Here is a 14301-nt window from a genome sequence, read left to right as displayed (position 1 = left end):
CCCTGTGCGGACCGGTGGTCCTGTGCGGACCGGACGTCTTAGCTGAGGTGCAGCTGCTGACCCGGGTAGATCAGGTCGGCGTCCTTGACGATGTCCTTGTTCTTCTCGAACAGCTGCTGCCAGGACGTGCCGTGCGCCTCGGCGATCTTGCTGAGGGTGTCGCCGGACTCGACCTTGTACTCGCCGTCGCCCTTCTCGACCTTCTTGCCGGTCGGGGTGGTGACGGTGTCCTGCTTCGGGGCGGCCTGCTTGGGAGCCTCCTGCTTCGGGGCCTCCTGCTGCGGCTGCTGACGCTGCTCGGAACGGTCGGCGCGCTGCTGGGTCTCCTGCTTCGGAGCCTGCTGCGCGGACGAGTCGTCGCCGCCACCCTCGTTCGGGGTGGAGGACAGGCCCGAGCCGCAGTTCGGCCAGGCACCGCTGCCCTGGGAGGCGAGAACCTTCTCGCCGACGGCTATCTGCTGCGCCTTGGACGCCTGGTCGGCGGTGGAGGCGTACTGGTCGCCGCCGTAGGCGGACCAGGTGGAGGACGAGAACTGGAGACCGCCGTAGAAACCGTTGCCGGTGTTGGTGGACCAGTTGCCACCGGACTCGCACTGCGCGACCTGGTCCCACTCGGAGGTGGTGGCGGCGGAGGCGGAGGTCGCACCCATCAGCGGCACGGCGACGGCGGCAGCGGCGACGCCGCCGAGCGTGGCGACGCGGACGGCCTTGGACGGGCGGCGGTGCTTGTTCTTGCCGGAAAACAGCATGGAGATCTCTCCTCACCGACGCCTGCGAGGTGAGCTGTCGGGTTCGGGCCAGTGAGTGCCCGGCAGACGCATCCTTGTGCGCTGCTTAACCCCAAGCCCGTCCGGTCTCCCGGAAGGGCGCTTACCTGGGTCCCCCGCTCCTGCCTACGGCGCTTACGCGACGACTGTTCCCGTACGGACGTTGGCAGGATTCGGCGTGACATCCGTCGGGGCCCGCTGAAGCGAGCGGTCACGAACGTAAGCGGTCGATCCGCCCGATTTCAAAGTCGATCAGGGGCTTTGAGACCCATGTCTCACTCGATCGACACCGGACAAAGCCCCCTCAACCGGCCGGAACCCCAGCTACCTTTTGTCCGATCCGTCCCCAAGATCCAGGCTCTGACCAGGAAGGATGAGGTCTGGGTCGGTACCGACCGTCTCCTTGTTCCGCTCGTAGAGCGCGTCCCAGCCGCCGTGCACGTCCTGGGCCTTCGCGATGTCCCAGAGGTTGTCGCCGGCGTGCACCTCGTACGTGCCTCCGTCGCGCTTGTCGTCGCGCGAGGCGTGCCGTCCCTCTCCCCCACGGGAGCCGGAACCGTCGTCGTCGGCGCGGTCGCCGCGGTGGCGGCCGGACGTGGCGTCGCCCGAGGCCTCACCGGAGGGCGGGGCGGACGGCGAGGCCGTCTCGGCGGGGGCGTCGTCAGAAGGCGCGTGGGACTTGTCACTTGAGGGGGTCGGGGAGTCCTCGGCCTTGCTACCGGAGGTATCCCCCGACACGTGGGAGTCGTCGGCCTCGTCGTGACCCTTGTCTCCCGAATCGGCCGCATCAGCCCCATCGGCCGCATCGGCCGATGCGGTCGGATCGGTCGAATCCGTGGAGCCCGCCTTGCCCGCGTCCTCGTCCGACGCGCTGTCGGCGTCGGTGTCGGACGACCCGGAGGGCTGCGCCGACGGCGACGCGGACACGCCCGGGTCGACGTCCGCCGATCCGTCCTCCTTGGTGAGGTCCGAGGTGAGCGAGCACATCGGCCAGGCACTCGGCCCCTTGTCGTCGAGAACCTTCTCGGCGACGGCTATCTGCTGCGAGCGGCTGGCCTGGTCGGCGCGCGGGGCGTAGTCGAGCCCCCCGAACTCCTCCCATCTCTCCTGCGTGAACTGGAGGCCGCCGTAGTAGCCGTTACCGGCGTCCAGGCTCCACTGGCCGCCGCTCTCGCACTCGGCGAGCTTGTCCCACGCCTGCGTGGTCGCGGCACTCGCGCCGCTCGCGGCGAACAGCGGGATCGCGATGGCGCTGCCGGTGACTCCGGCGGCGACGACGAGAGCAGGTGCCTGACGGGGGCGACGGTGACGACCGTTCCCGGAGAGCATGCGTTTGCCTTTCGCGAGACTGATGCTGCTACGCGCGACGGGTGGTGCAAGTGGTGCGAGTTGTGCATGTGTCGCGATGATCCGTGAACGTAGCGGCACTCGAACGCCTGTCACAAGTCGATGCAGCGTAGATCACGTGAAAGTCACATTGTTGACGGGCCGTCAGTTCCGACCGGATTCTGACGCGGGGTGAACTCCACCGGGAGCGTGCGCAGTCCGCGCATGATGAGCCCGCCGCGCCACCGCAAATCGGTCGGTTCCACCGCAAGTCGCAGGTCCGGAAGGCGGGTCAGGAGCGTGCCGAGGGCGGCCTGTCCCTCCAGGCGGGCGAGCGGAGCGCCGAGGCAGTAGTGGATGCCGTGCCCGTAGCCGAGGTGCTGGTTGTCGCGGCGGGAGAGGTCGAGGGTGTCGGGCTCGCTGAAGCGCGCCGGGTCGCGGTCGGCGGCGGCGAGCACGACGAGGACCGGGTCTCCGGCGCCGATCTCCTGGCCGCCGATGGTGAGCGGCTCCCGGGCGAACCGCCAGGTGGCCATCTCCACCGGCCCGTCGAAGCGCAGCAGTTCCTCGATCCCGGTCTCCAGCAGGCCCGTCTCCCCCGCCGCGATCGACTCCTGAAGCCGCTCCCTCTGGTCGGGGTGGGTGAGCAGGGCGTACGTGCCGTTGCCGATCAGGTTCACGGTCGTCTCGAAGCCGGCGAAGAGCAGCACGAAGCACATGGCCGCCACCTCGTTCTCCGTGAGGTGTTCGCCGTGGTCGGAGGCGCGGATCAGTTCGGAGATCAGGTCGTCGGTGAGGTCGCCGCGCTTGCGGTGGATCAGCTCCACCAGGTACGCGCGGATCCGCTTCACCGCCCGCCCCACCCCGCCGCGCGGGCCGCCGCCGTGGCGGATCATCATGCCCGCCCACTCGCGGAAGTCCTCCTGGTCCTCGCGGGGGACGCCGAGGAGGTCGCAGATGGCGTAGATGGGGAGGGGGAAGGCGAAGTCGTGGATGAGGTCGGCCTCGCCCTTGCCCTCGAAGGCGGCGATGAGGTCGTCCGTCAACTGCTGGACGCGCGGAGCGAATTCGGCGACCCGGCGCGGGGTGAACGCCTTCGAGACGAGGCGGCGCAGACGGGTGTGGTCCGGCGGGTCGATGTTGAGGAGGTGGGTCGTCAGCTCGGCCTTGCGCTCGCCCGGGATGCCCGTCTTGCCCTTGGCGTGGCTCGGCTCGTCGTGGTGGTCCGCGTTCTTGCTGAGCCGCTGGTCGGCGAGCGCCTGGCGGGCGTCCGCGTACCGGGTGACCAGCCAGGCCTCGATGCCGCTCGGCAGCGTGGTGCGGTGCACGGGCGCGTGCTCGCGCAGCCAGGCATAGGCGGGGTAGGGGTTGCTGGCGAACTCCCAGCTGAAGAGTTCGGGGGCGCTGGAGGGGGTGGGGCTCTCGGTCACCACCTGACCGTAACCGCCTCTATGGGGCGGTGAGCCCCTCGGTGGTCCGCACCGCGTCCCGGTAGGCGCGGGCCGCGGCTCTCAGGGCCGCCTCCGGGTCGGCGCCCTCCGCCTCGGCACGCAGGGCGAGGGCCAGGAGTTCGTAGCCGACGCCCTCGCCCGTGGGGACCGGGACGTCCAGGCCCGCCGTGCGCACCCGCGAGCCGAGCTTGGCGGCGAGGGCGAGGCCCGGCTGGCCGAGGGGGACGCCGTCCGTGACCGAGGCGCGGCGCTTGGACTCGCCTTTCTTGCGGAGCCAGATCTCCCGGACCTCCTCCGGGGTGGCGGCGCTCTCGTCACCGAAGACGTGCGGATGGCGGTGGATGAGCTTGTCGACGATGCCGCCCGCCACGTCGTCGATGGAGAACGGCTCGTCCTCGCCGGAGGCCTCCTCGGCGATGCGCGCGTGGAACACGACCTGGAGGAGTACGTCGCCGAGCTCCTCCCGCAGTTCCTCGCGGTCGTCCGTCTCGATCGCCTCGACCAGCTCGTACGCCTCCTCGATCGCGTACTTGGCGAGGTCCTCGTGGGTGCGCTGCTTCGACCAGGGGCATGCGCGGCGGATGCGGTCCATGACCTGCACGAGGTCGAGGAGGCGGGCGCCCGGCAGGTCGTACGAGCCGGGGAGCAGCTCCAGGTTCGGCATCTGCTCGCGGCCCGAGCCTGCGAGGCTCGCCAGGCCGTCCGTGAGCTGCCGGTCGCCCTCGGCGGTGGCGAGGACGACGAGCGTGCGCCCGCCGTCGGCGCAGCGGTCGACGAGGTCGCGGGCGGTGGGCGAGGCGATCGTGACCTGGACGCCCGCGTCCTTCACGTACGGCAGCTGGGGGTGCGCGGCGTCGGCGCACAGCACCTCGTCGGCCGTGCGCAGCGTCTGCCACGCCTGCCAGGAGAGGAGCCCGGGGGCGACCCTGTGGCTGGTCGTGAGCAGGACGACGCGGCCGGCGGCGTCCTTGGCTTCGGCGGGGGCGTGGGAGTCGTGCGCCTCGGGTTCGTTCACCCCTCGAACGTAACCCAAGCCACTGACAACCCCGCCCCGCCGGGGCCGCCCGGGGCCCTACGCCGTCTGCTGCTCGGCCGGGGCTTCCTTCGTGATCTGCCGCAGCCACGGCGTCTTGGCGTCGACCCGGCTGTTCTTGGTGACGTCCCACGTCCCGTAGCGGGGGTTGAGGTCGACGTTCAGTTCCTTGGAGGCGCTGGAGAGCGCCTTCCAGAAGACGGCCTTGCCCTGTGGGGTCTGCATGTCCGCGCCGAGCGCGGTCGACAGCTTCTGCGCCTCGATCTCGGTGCGCAGGCTCTCGGTGAGGCGGTTCGGGGGGATGTTGTACTGCTGGAGCCAGGCGACCTCCAACTGCCTGGCGCCGCCCGCCTGTTGCTCAAGGCCGGAGCGCATGCTCTGCATCTCCTTGCGGGTGACGGAGATGCCCGCGTCGGTCGCGGCGCGGTGCAGGACCCGGTCGAGGACCATCGTGTGCAGCGTGTTGCGGGTGAGACCACCGGTCTTGGCGATGGCCTGTTCGTACTGCGCGGAGTCCTTGGTGGCGGTCTGTTGCGCGTCCCGCACCTCGTTCACCCGGCTCTCCAGCTGCGAGACGGTGATCCGCTGGCCGCCGACGACGGCCGCGGCACCGGGGTGCGCTTCGCTGCCACAGGCGGTCAGGGCGGGGACTGCGGCGATGGCGGCGGCGGACAGGACGAGCGCGGTGCGGCGGCTGTTGCGGCGGTGCAAGGTGGGCCTCCCTGCGAAGAGTTTGTGCGTCGGTGCACAAAGTCCGGCGTTGATCGATGTTAGGCAGTGGCCGCTTGCTAGGCCACCTATTCGACAACGATTCGCCACGAGTTGAGGTACTCGCTTCCTGTCAGCCCACCACGGCGACGGGAGCGTCCCAGGCGTCCCGGTCGACGGTGATGGCGTAACCGCCGCGCGACTCCTTGCTGTTGACCATGTACTGGTGGCCGCGGTGGTGGCCGGTCCACAGGGTCGAGGCGAACGGCCAGTCGGTGGTGGTCGTGTTCACCTTGTCCCACTTGGCGTACCAGAGGTTGCCCGGCAGGTTGTCGCGGTCGGTGGTGGTGGCGACGGCCTTCGCGCTGGAGCTGGAGAAGCCGTACATGCCGGTGCGGTAGTACTTCGCGTGCACGGCCTTCTGCCAGGCGCGGACGTAGGTGAGGACGGCCGTGTTGCAGGAGGAGTCGGTGGTGTCGTACGCCTCCATGTCGAGGTAGAGCGCGCTGCCCGCCTTCATCCCGAGCGCGGACGCCTTGGTCACGGCGTCGGCGCCGTCGGCCGCGCCGAGCGAGGCGGCTGTCGTGGACGTCATCTTCTCCGGGTTGGAGCCGCTCGCGCAGGGCGGCTGCGCGCCTACGTAGAGGGGGATCAGCTTCCAGCCCTGGGTGGTGACGGTCTTGACCCAGGAGGCGGTGAGGTTGGCCTGGGTGCAGCCGCGGTTCTTGCCACCCGTGTAGACGGCGGCGGCCCCGTAGAAGCCGGTGTGCCAGGCCTTCATGGCGGAGGCGGACGGTGCCGTGCAGGCATCGAAGGCGCGGCCGGTGTAGTACTTCGCGGCGGGCCAGGACGTGGTGGTGGCGAGCGACTGCTGCGCCGTGACCCCGCCCGCGAGGACGGCGGCGATGGCGGTGCCGATGGCGAGGCGGCGGCCTCGTCGGCCGAGGCGGTGGGTGCCGGTGGCGGGCATGCGTGTCCTCTCTGGGGCGGGGCCTGGGCAGGGTGGGTGTCAGTTGTGGGCGGGCAGGGCGCCGGTCAGCCGCGCCGCCAGCTTCTTGGCGGTGGCGGCGCCGTTGTCGTGGCCGTCGGTCGACATGACGGTCACCACGGCGGTGCCCTTACGGGCGGCGATCAAGGTGCTGCCGTTCTCCCACGACGGGGCGGTGAGGGTGATCGTGTACGCCTCGTCGCCGAGGCCGCCCGTGTCGGCGCCGGCCACCTTCACTTCGCTCTTGGTGTCCACGTCCTTGTAGGTGGGGCACGTGGCGACGGTCTTCTTCAGGTGCTGAAGGACGGTGGCCGCCTGCTTGCCGCGGAAGACGTCGATCTCCTGGGCGATGTCGGCGGTGGTCTTCTCGTTCACGTAGTCGTTCTGCGCGAAGGAGACGCCCTCGTCACCGGTGACGGCGATCCAGCTGGTGCCGCCGAACTTGGTGCAGTCCGGCTTGCCGAGGGCGGCCGCGTCGCTGCTCTGCTTCTGGTACGTGGTGCCGGTGGCGCGGGCGGCGGCCTTGTCGACCTGGTAGCCGACGCCGAAGAAGGAGGCGGGGGCGAGAGCCTTCTTCAGCTCTGCGCCCTTGGCCAGACCGGCGTTGGGGTCCTGGGCACTCTTGGCGGCGGACGCGGTGGCGTCCTTGTCGCCGGTGGCGCCGGAGTCCTTGGAGGAGCAGGCGGTGAGGGCGAGAGGGAGGGCGGCAGCGGCGAGCAGGGCGGCAGCACGGGCGGCGGTACGCATGGGGATGTTCCTAGGGGACAGGACAGCAGGAATGGGACGTGCGGGGGGAGGCGCCACGTGATCGCTGCCGAGGGTGTGTGCGCATGGTCCCGGTGGGGCGGGAGGCAGGCGCGCCATAGGGAGCACACAGAGAGCGGATTGATTGTGCACGACCGAATCCGGTGAATTCCCCGCTCAGTGGGGGTCTTGGCCATCCCTTGGCCATGGCTTGACCGTGCGGGCCCCGATCTTGGACGGACCGGACGGGGGGGGAGGATCGGCCGGGGGAGGCTCGGCCGGGGCCGTGGTTCAGCCCCGCACCTGACCGAGCCACTGGAGCGTGCGGCGCACCTCCGCCGGGAACGGGTGGCCGGGGCCGTGCAGTCGTTCGGCGTCGTGCAGCAGCCGGGTCAGCGTCGCGTGGGCCGCGCCCCGGTCGCCCACGGAGAGCAGCAACTGGCCGATGCGGCGCCGCACTTCGAGGGCGAGCCTGAGGTCCGTCGTCGCGTACTGGTTCTCGTAGTACGGGAGGAGGGCCCGGTACTCGGCGAGCGCCGCGGCGGGTTCACCCAGGGCTTCGAGGCATTGAGCCGCCTCGTAGCGGAACTGGAGGGACTGCGGGTCGGCGTGGCCCGCTTCCGCCGCCCGCTCGTCGGCGAGCCGGCGCAGTTCGGGCAGGGCGCGCCGGTACTGGCCGTCGTCCATGAGGGTGGCCGCGTACTGCTTGCGCAGGGTGCGGACGACGGGTGAGTGCTCGCCGTGCTGGGCTGCCGCGGCGGGGAGGATCGCACCGAGGATGTCGACGGCCTGCGTGATGCGGCCCTCGCCGAGCAGCACCTTCACCTCGTCGACGGCCCGGGCCACATCGGGGCGGTCGCCTTGGAGGTCGGCTCCGGCGGGCTGCGGCGCCGGGGTGACGGCGCGGTCGGGCCAGGGGGCGTGCGGGCGCAGGAAGGGGCGGGTGGGGTCGAGCGGTCGGCCGGTGGGGACGCCGCGCGCGGGCAGCAGCGGGAGCAGCTCCTCGTACGTCTGCTGGGCCGAGGCCGGGCGGTCCTGCGGGTCCTTGGCGAGCAGCCGCAGCACCAGGTGTTCCAGGGCCTGCGGCACCTCGGGGCGCAGCTGGCGGACCGGGACGGGGGCCTCGTAGAGGTGGCGGTGGAGGATGCCGAGGGCGGTGGTGCCCGCGAACGGGACGTCGCCGCTGAGGAGTTCGTGCAGCAGCACGCCGAGCGCGTACAGGTCGGTGTGCGGGCCGACGGCGCCGCCCATCGCCTGTTCGGGCGCCATGTAGGCGGGGGTGCCGATGGGCGATCCGGTGTGCGTGAGGCGGGTGGTGTCGGTGTCGAGGACGGAGGCGACACCGAGGTCGAGGACGGTGAGCGTGCCGTCCTGCTTGACCATCACGTTCCGCGGCTTGAGGTCGCGGTGCACGATCGGCACGGCGTGCACCGCGGAGAGCACCGCGCACAGTTGGGCTGCGACCGCGACCGCCCAGGGCCACGGGAAGGGGCTGTGCTCGGCGAGGTGGTCGGCGAGGTCGGCCCCGTCGATGTACTGCATGACGAGGTAGAGCTCTTCGCCCTCGGCGCCCGCGTCGTGCACGGTGACGAGGCCGGGGTGGTCGACCTGTGCCGTGACCCGGCATTCGCGCAGGAAGCGGCGGCGCAGCTCGTCGGCCTCGGCGCCTGCGACCCGGTCGGGGCGCACGAGCTTCACGGCGACGCGACGGTCGAGACGCTGGTCGTACGCCGTCCAGACCTGTCCCATGCCGCCCTGGCCGATGAGCGTGGAGAGTTCGTAGCGCCCGGCGACGACGCGGCCGCCGGTCTTGGGCTGCCCGGTCACTGGCCGCCGTCCTGCTTGCGCAGGTAGTCGCTCAGCTCGTCGAGCTCGGCGCGGACCTGGTCGATGCGGTGCGGCGGCGGGGCCTGGTTCTGCGGCGGGGCGGGCGGCTGGACGGGAGCGGGCGCGGGCCCGGGCGTGACCGTGTTCATGGAGTGCTGCGTGGGCATCGCGTGCGGCTGCGGGGGCGTCGCGGGCCAGGGCCGCTGCGGGTGCGGCTGCGGCTGCGGCTGCGGCTGCGGCTGCGGCTGCGGGTGTCCGTAGGCGGAGGGCCCGGACGGTGCCGTCGGCGCGTAGGGGCTCGGCGGGTGCGCGGGGGACAGCCTGCGTATGTCGTAGACGAGGAAGTACACCGCGCTGCCGAGCGCGAGGAGCAGCAGCAGGCCGAGGGCGACGTCCGTGCGCGTGTCCTCCTCCGGCAGCGAGCCGATGATGCCGAACAGCGTGATGCTGACCGGGAGCGAGGCGACCGCCAGGATCCAGTCGACGGGCCTGCGGCGCAACGTCGCGATGCGGAACAGCGGGGCGCAGGAGAGCAGGCCGCACGTGAGTACGGACAGCGCAGGGAACAGCACCCTCAGGGTGATGGCCGCGCCGTCGCTCTCGCGTCGGGGCGGCACCGCGCCGGGCCCGTACATGGCAGCTCCTGGTCACTTGTCCGAGTGGGAACACGCACGGCAAGGGGATGCCGGTTCCTTCGAGCGTATAGGCGGACTCGGACAACGGGCCCGGGGTTGTACGGAACGGATGTCGCTCCGCTCACACCCGGTCCAGTGGAACCACTCCTTCCGGCGCGCCGCACCGGCGTTACGGACTCGGGGCTCCGCCCCGGACCCCGCTCCTCAATCGCCGGAGGGGCTTATTTGTCCGGTGGGAGTGTGCCTGCTGTCAGGCCGTCGTGGAGGCCCTGGACCAGGTGTTCGCCCAGGCGGGCCGCGCGGCGGAGGGTGTCCTCGAAGGCCGCCAGGGACTTGAAGCGTTCGCCGTAGCCCGCCTGTTCGGCCAGGGGGAGGCGCGGGAGCTGGAGGCGGCGGACGTCTAGGCGGGTGGCCGTGGAGGCGTAGCTGGAGGCCTGGCGGTTGTTGGCGGTGGAGCGCAGGAAGCCGGCGAGGAACCACGGGTCGAGCGCGGTCGGTTCGGGCCGCAGCAGGGCAAGGCCCTTGCCGAGCGCGGCGCCCGCGTCCGCCTCGTCGACGACGCGCACGGCCGCGGCGCCGCCGACCACCGGCACGACGACGTCCCCGGCTTCGAGGATCACCGGGTCGTCCTCCGCGGCATGCGCGCCACCGGAGGGCGCGGTGCTCGTCAGTACGTCGTGGTCGGTGAGCACGGGTACGCGCGCGTGCCCGCCCGGGCCGCCGCCCGGCGCCGCGATCCGCAGCGACAGGGCGCCCGCGCGCGCGAGTTCGCCGACCGTGGTCAGTGGCCAGCGGGCCGGGGCCGTGGTGTCCGGTACGGCCCGCGGGGCGAGTTTCGTGGTCAGCCGCAGCGTGTCGGCGAGCTCCTCGCGCACGGCGGCCAGTTCCGCGGCGCCGCCGCCCGCGACCGGCGGGGGCAGGCGGCGGGCGGGTGCGAGGTCGACCTCGTCGTCGAGCAGGTCGATGACGGGCACGGAGCGGGCGAGGCCGGGCTGCTCCTCCAGGGAGCCGTCCCGGTCGAAGGCGCGCCAGGCGTCGAGCACGGCGCTTCGCACCTCGTCCCAGACCTGCTGCTCCCGTACGTCGCCGGACTCGGCGAGCGAGGCCGTGTCGACGAGCAGCAGTTCGGGAGCGGCGGGCGCGCCCGGGCCGGGGCGGCGCAGCACCCACAGGTGCAGCGGGATGTTGTTGGGCGGGACGGCCCCGGCGGGCAGGGCGATCACGGCGCGCAGGGCGCCGCGGCGCAGCAGGTCGGCGCGGATCCGGCGGCCCGAGCGGCGCGAGGCGACGGTGGGCGGCATCAGGAGCACGGCGCTGCCGCCGTCCTTCAGGCGCGCCAACGCGTGCTGCACCCACGCCAGTTCGGACTCGGTGCGGGCCGGGAGGCCGTACTCCCAGCGCGGATCGTAGGCCAGCTCGTCGTGGCCCCAGCCGCGCTCGTTGAACGGCGGGTGGGCGAGCACCACGTCGGCCCGTACGTCGCTCAGGGCGTCGGCGCGCAGGGTGTCGGCGGCGGCGGTGCGCACGGCCGGGGCGTCCGTCCCGCCGTTGCCGTCGAGGGCGAGGCGGAGCGCGGTGAGCGCGGCGAGTTCGGCGGCGGCGTCCTGGCCGTACAGAGTGCGGCCGGGGCGTGGGTCGTGGGCGCGCACGGCGTCGAGGAGGGCGCCGGTGCCGCAGGCCGGGTCGAGGGCGGTGGTGGCGGGTCCGCCGAGCGCGGCCATCAGTTCGGCAGGACCCTGCGGGGTGAGCGTGTACTGGCGCGGGTTGGCGTCGAGGTGCCGGCCGAGCAGGAACGCGAAGGTGCCGCGGGCGCCGAGCTCCGCCGCGAGTTCGGCGGCGCCGCGCAGCAGCGGCACCGACGGCAGCAGGTCGGTGGGCGTCGGCGTGGCGACGGCCCGCTGTGTGGCGTGGCCGAAGCGCGGGGTGAGGACGCCTTCGAGGGCGGCGGACAGGCGCTGGGCCAGGTCCCGGTCCTTGTCGGTCGCCGCGGTGAGCGCGAGCCATTCCGTGGGCCGGTCGTGCACGAGCAGCAGGGCGCAGCCCGTGTGCAGGAGTGCGGCGACCGGGCCCGCCGGGTGGCCCGCGAGCTGCTGCCACACGCGCTCGCGCAGCGGGACCTCGGCGAGCTTGCCCTGGTCGCGCAGCCACTCCTCGACCTCGGCGAGGGCGAAGGAGGGGCTGGTCTCGGTGCCGCCGACGGGCTTGGGGAAGTCCGCGTGTCTGCGCCGCCAGTTGCTGACGGCGGCGCGCCCGACTCCGGCGAGCCGGGCGATCCCGGCGGCCGTCACCTCTGTCGCGTTGTCCTGCACCGGGCCGACTCCTCTCCGGACGTCCGTCCCGCGGAGACGTCCTGACGTGCCTGTGCGACCGACCATACAGACTCCCGCGTAAGACCCGCATTCACAGCCGTGAGCGTACGAAGTTTTGTGAATCAGGTTGACTCGGTTCACAGCTAGTGCTGTTATTGCCTCAGCCAACCGCCGGATACACGGAAAGCCGGGGGGAGGTTGGCTTCTCTCATCTCGGAGGAACAGCTATGTCCCAGACCCAGCCGCCCCAGCAGTACCCCCAGTACCCGCCGTTCCAGCAGCAGCCGCCGCAGCAGGTCGCGCGCAACGGGCTGGGGACGGCGGCTCTGATCCTCGGCGTCATCGGCGCCCTGTCGGGCCTGATCCCGCTGATGTTCTGGCTGGCGGGGATCCTCGGCGTGATCGCCCTGATCCTGGGCCTGACGGGGCGCGGCAGGGTCAAGCGCGGCGAGGCCACGAACAAGGGCATCGCCCTGGCCGGCACGATCCTCGGCGTCGTGGCCATGGGCCTCGCGGTCTTCGGGGCGTACACGGTGTTCAAGGCTGCGGACGACCTGGTCGACGACCTCAACAAGTCGGTGTCCGACACGAAGGCCAAGGACGCGAAGCCGTCCGGCGGCGCGAAGGACAAGGACTCCGGTGCCGGCAAGGACGAGAAGCCGGCCGCGGGCAAGACGCTCGCCGCGGGCGACTCCGTGGTCTACGACGACGACCTGACCGTCTCCGTCTCCAACGCGGTCACGTACAGCCCGAGCGAGTTCGCGGCGGGCCACAAGAAGGGCAACCACGCCTACAAGGTCACGGTCACCGTCACCAACGACTCCAAGGAGAAGTTCGACGCGAGCCTGCTGACCGCCGACGCCCGCGCCGGCAAGGCCGGCGCCAACGCGGAGCAGATCTTCGACGACAACGTCGGGGACGGCTTCACCGGCACGGTCCTGCCCGGCAAGAAGGCCACGGTCGTCTACGGCTTCGACGCCCCGGCGGACGCGAAGAACCTGACCGTCGAGGTCACGCCGAGCTTCGACTACGACGGCTCGCAATGGGACCTGAAGCTGTAACCGGCTTCGGAAAATGGGGGGAGTGGATGCGGCACGCGCTCAACGCGCGTGCCGCGTCCGCGTGTTCACAGGCCCCATAGGGGCTCACACAGCGTGCCGCACCCACACGTTCGGCTCGACGTACACGGCATAGCCGTGCTCGGGCTCGCAGCGCACCGGCACCAGGGCGGCGGGGACCTCGACCGGGCCCTCCTTGTCGAAGGGCAGACCGGTCCAGCTCCGCCACTCGTCCAGCGAACCCGCCACGACCATCGAGGCGGGCGCGACCTTCTCGATGACGCCGCCCGCCCGTACGTGCACCCGCAGCCACGGGTCGTACGGCAGCCCGTCCGGCTCCCGCACCCGGAACGCGTACTCCCCGATGGGCGCCTCGGGTTCGAGGTGCTTGGCGCTCGGCCGCACCGGGGCGACGACCTCGCCGAAGCCACGGGCACGCGCGTTCTCGCGCATCGCGGACAGCATCCGCCCCGACAGGCCGCGCCCCTGGAGCCCCGGCGTGACGGCGATCTCGATGGCGCTCACGGTGTCGGGCGCGACCCCGGCGGCACGGTCGGCGAACGCCCACCGCAGCACCTGGTCCCAGCCGCCGTCCGGCAGTTCCCCGCGACCCTCGGCGCGCAGCGCGAACGGCACGCTGTACGCCTTGGCGACCACGGCCCCTTGGGCGTCCGTCGCCACGAACGCGTACTCGGGCAGCTCCTGCCAGATGCGCCGCAGGAAGATCCCGGCGCACAGGTCGTGCCCGATGAACACGGGCCAGGTGTCCGGCATCGTCCACATGGGGAGGGCGAGTTCGGGACGCTCGGCGAGGGTGGTGATCGTCAGGTCCGTGCCCGGGTCGGGTTTCATGCGCACATGGTGCGACGGACGGGGCGGTACCGCAGCCGGTTTTCCGCCGGGGTCGGTCAGGCGTAGACCCAGCGGTTGGAACCTGAGCTGAACGTGCACTTCACGATCCGGCCGTTGGCGGCGTGCGTGGTGCGGCCGACGTCGGCGTTGCGGCAGAACTGGCCGGCGTTGTAGCAGTTGCCCGCGTTCGAGACGATCTCGCAGGTGGGCGCGGCCGGCTTCGGGGCGGCGCTCGTCCGCGTGGGCGCCGGGGCCTGGGTCCTGGTCGGCCTCGGGGCGGGGGCCTGCGTCTTCGTTCGAATCGGCGTGGGGGTCGCCTTGGGAGCCTCGGGAGTCGGCGAGTGCGTCGTAGGGGTCGGACTCGGCGTCGGAGTCGGCGACTGCGTGGACGGGGTGGGGCTCGGGGTCGGCGTCGCGGAGACGGACTTCGTGGGCCGTGCGTCGGCGGCGTCGTCCGTGCCGGAACCGGGCCCGCAGGCGCCGACGGCCAGGGACAGGGCGAGGGCCCAGGCGGCGAAGCCCGCGGAGCGTCTGCGTATCGACGACGACCGGTCAGATCTGTTGAGCATGTGAACCCCGTGTGGAGAAAACGTGAAGAACTGT

Annotated in this window: 13 protein-coding genes and 1 riboswitch; of the genes, 1 reads left to right on the top strand and 12 read right to left on the bottom strand. The window is 72.0% G+C overall.

The window, feature by feature from the left end:
• Positions 1 to 38: 38 nt before the first annotated feature.
• From ACNYS0_RS24415 to ACNYS0_RS24370, 10 genes are all read right to left on the bottom strand, one after another.
• Positions 39 to 749: a transglycosylase family protein gene (locus ACNYS0_RS24415; protein WP_422476618.1), complete on the bottom strand. Its 711-nt coding sequence runs from the start codon at positions 747 to 749 to the stop codon at positions 39 to 41.
• A gap of 4 nt (positions 750 to 753) precedes the next feature.
• Positions 754 to 911: riboswitch (cyclic di-AMP (ydaO/yuaA leader) on the bottom strand.
• A 180-nt stretch (positions 912 to 1091) separates the two neighbouring features.
• Positions 1092 to 2096 (bottom strand): transglycosylase family protein, encoded by a 1005-nt coding sequence (locus tag ACNYS0_RS24410; protein ID WP_422476617.1) that lies wholly within the window; start codon positions 2094 to 2096, stop codon positions 1092 to 1094.
• A 143-nt stretch (positions 2097 to 2239) separates the two neighbouring features.
• Positions 2240 to 3523, bottom strand: a complete 1284-nt coding sequence (locus ACNYS0_RS24405) for a cytochrome P450 family protein (protein ID WP_422476616.1) — start codon at positions 3521 to 3523, stop codon at positions 2240 to 2242.
• Positions 3524 to 3542: 19 nt separating this feature from the next.
• Positions 3543 to 4559 carry a nucleoside triphosphate pyrophosphohydrolase gene (locus tag ACNYS0_RS24400; protein WP_422476615.1) on the bottom strand — a complete coding sequence of 339 codons (1017 nt, stop codon included), beginning with the start codon at positions 4557 to 4559 and terminating at the stop codon, positions 3543 to 3545.
• Positions 4560 to 4616: 57 nt separating this feature from the next.
• The gene (locus ACNYS0_RS24395; protein WP_422476614.1) at positions 4617 to 5288 is read right to left on the bottom strand and encodes a SurA N-terminal domain-containing protein; all 672 of its coding nucleotides are present in this window, start codon (positions 5286 to 5288) and stop codon (positions 4617 to 4619) included.
• A gap of 130 nt (positions 5289 to 5418) precedes the next feature.
• The gene (locus ACNYS0_RS24390) at positions 5419 to 6255 is read right to left on the bottom strand and encodes a glycoside hydrolase domain-containing protein (RefSeq protein ID WP_422476613.1); all 837 of its coding nucleotides are present in this window, start codon (positions 6253 to 6255) and stop codon (positions 5419 to 5421) included.
• A gap of 39 nt (positions 6256 to 6294) precedes the next feature.
• Positions 6295 to 7020 carry a hypothetical protein gene (locus ACNYS0_RS24385; RefSeq protein ID WP_422476612.1) on the bottom strand — a complete coding sequence of 242 codons (726 nt, stop codon included), beginning with the start codon at positions 7018 to 7020 and terminating at the stop codon, positions 6295 to 6297.
• 288 nt (positions 7021 to 7308) lie between these two features.
• Positions 7309 to 8844 carry a serine/threonine-protein kinase gene (locus ACNYS0_RS24380; RefSeq protein WP_422476611.1) on the bottom strand — a complete coding sequence of 512 codons (1536 nt, stop codon included), beginning with the start codon at positions 8842 to 8844 and terminating at the stop codon, positions 7309 to 7311.
• On the bottom strand, positions 8841 to 9479 hold the full coding sequence (locus ACNYS0_RS24375) for a hypothetical protein (protein ID WP_422476610.1): 639 nt from the start codon (positions 9477 to 9479) through the stop codon (positions 8841 to 8843). The genes ACNYS0_RS24380 and ACNYS0_RS24375 overlap by 4 nt, the downstream gene beginning before the upstream one ends.
• Before the next feature lie 221 nt (positions 9480 to 9700).
• Positions 9701 to 11788 carry an N-6 DNA methylase gene (locus ACNYS0_RS24370; protein WP_422476609.1) on the bottom strand — a complete coding sequence of 696 codons (2088 nt, stop codon included), beginning with the start codon at positions 11786 to 11788 and terminating at the stop codon, positions 9701 to 9703.
• A gap of 227 nt (positions 11789 to 12015) precedes the next feature.
• Between ACNYS0_RS24370 and ACNYS0_RS24365 the strand changes: the two genes are divergently transcribed.
• Positions 12016 to 12849, top strand: coding sequence for a DUF4190 domain-containing protein (locus ACNYS0_RS24365; RefSeq protein WP_422476608.1), 834 nt, complete (start codon positions 12016 to 12018; stop codon positions 12847 to 12849).
• Between the two features lie 84 nt (positions 12850 to 12933).
• Here ACNYS0_RS24365 and ACNYS0_RS24360 read toward each other — a convergent pair whose 3' ends face one another.
• Together ACNYS0_RS24360 and ACNYS0_RS24355 are read right to left on the bottom strand one after the other, a co-directional pair.
• Entirely contained in the window at positions 12934 to 13698 is a 765-nt protein-coding gene (locus ACNYS0_RS24360; protein ID WP_422476607.1) for a GNAT family N-acetyltransferase family protein, read from the bottom strand.
• Positions 13699 to 13754: 56 nt separating this feature from the next.
• The gene (locus ACNYS0_RS24355) at positions 13755 to 14267 is read right to left on the bottom strand and encodes a hypothetical protein (RefSeq protein WP_422476606.1); all 513 of its coding nucleotides are present in this window, start codon (positions 14265 to 14267) and stop codon (positions 13755 to 13757) included.
• Between the last annotated feature and the right edge of the window lie 34 nt (positions 14268 to 14301).

It is taken from the genome of Streptomyces anthophorae (assembly GCF_049310305.1).
GTDB lineage: Bacteria > Actinomycetota > Actinomycetes > Streptomycetales > Streptomycetaceae > Streptomyces.
This window is presented reverse-complemented; position numbering and strand designations above follow the sequence as displayed.

Excerpts from the sequence above, each read along its gene's own strand:
- ACNYS0_RS24390 (WP_422476613.1), bottom strand. The coding sequence starts at position 6,255 with ATGCCCGCCACCGGCACCCACCGCCTCGGCCGACGAGGCCGCCGCCTC.
- ACNYS0_RS24365 (WP_422476608.1), top strand. The coding sequence starts at position 12,016 with ATGTCCCAGACCCAGCCGCCCCAGCAGTACCCCCAGTACCCGCCGTTC.
- ACNYS0_RS24355 (WP_422476606.1), bottom strand. The coding sequence starts at position 14,267 with ATGCTCAACAGATCTGACCGGTCGTCGTCGATACGCAGACGCTCCGCG.
- ACNYS0_RS24410 (WP_422476617.1), bottom strand. The coding sequence starts at position 2,096 with ATGCTCTCCGGGAACGGTCGTCACCGTCGCCCCCGTCAGGCACCTGCT.
- ACNYS0_RS24415 (WP_422476618.1), bottom strand. The coding sequence starts at position 749 with ATGCTGTTTTCCGGCAAGAACAAGCACCGCCGCCCGTCCAAGGCCGTC.
- ACNYS0_RS24385 (WP_422476612.1), bottom strand. The coding sequence starts at position 7,020 with ATGCGTACCGCCGCCCGTGCTGCCGCCCTGCTCGCCGCTGCCGCCCTC.
- ACNYS0_RS24360 (WP_422476607.1), bottom strand. The coding sequence starts at position 13,698 with ATGAAACCCGACCCGGGCACGGACCTGACGATCACCACCCTCGCCGAG.
- ACNYS0_RS24375 (WP_422476610.1), bottom strand. The coding sequence starts at position 9,479 with ATGTACGGGCCCGGCGCGGTGCCGCCCCGACGCGAGAGCGACGGCGCG.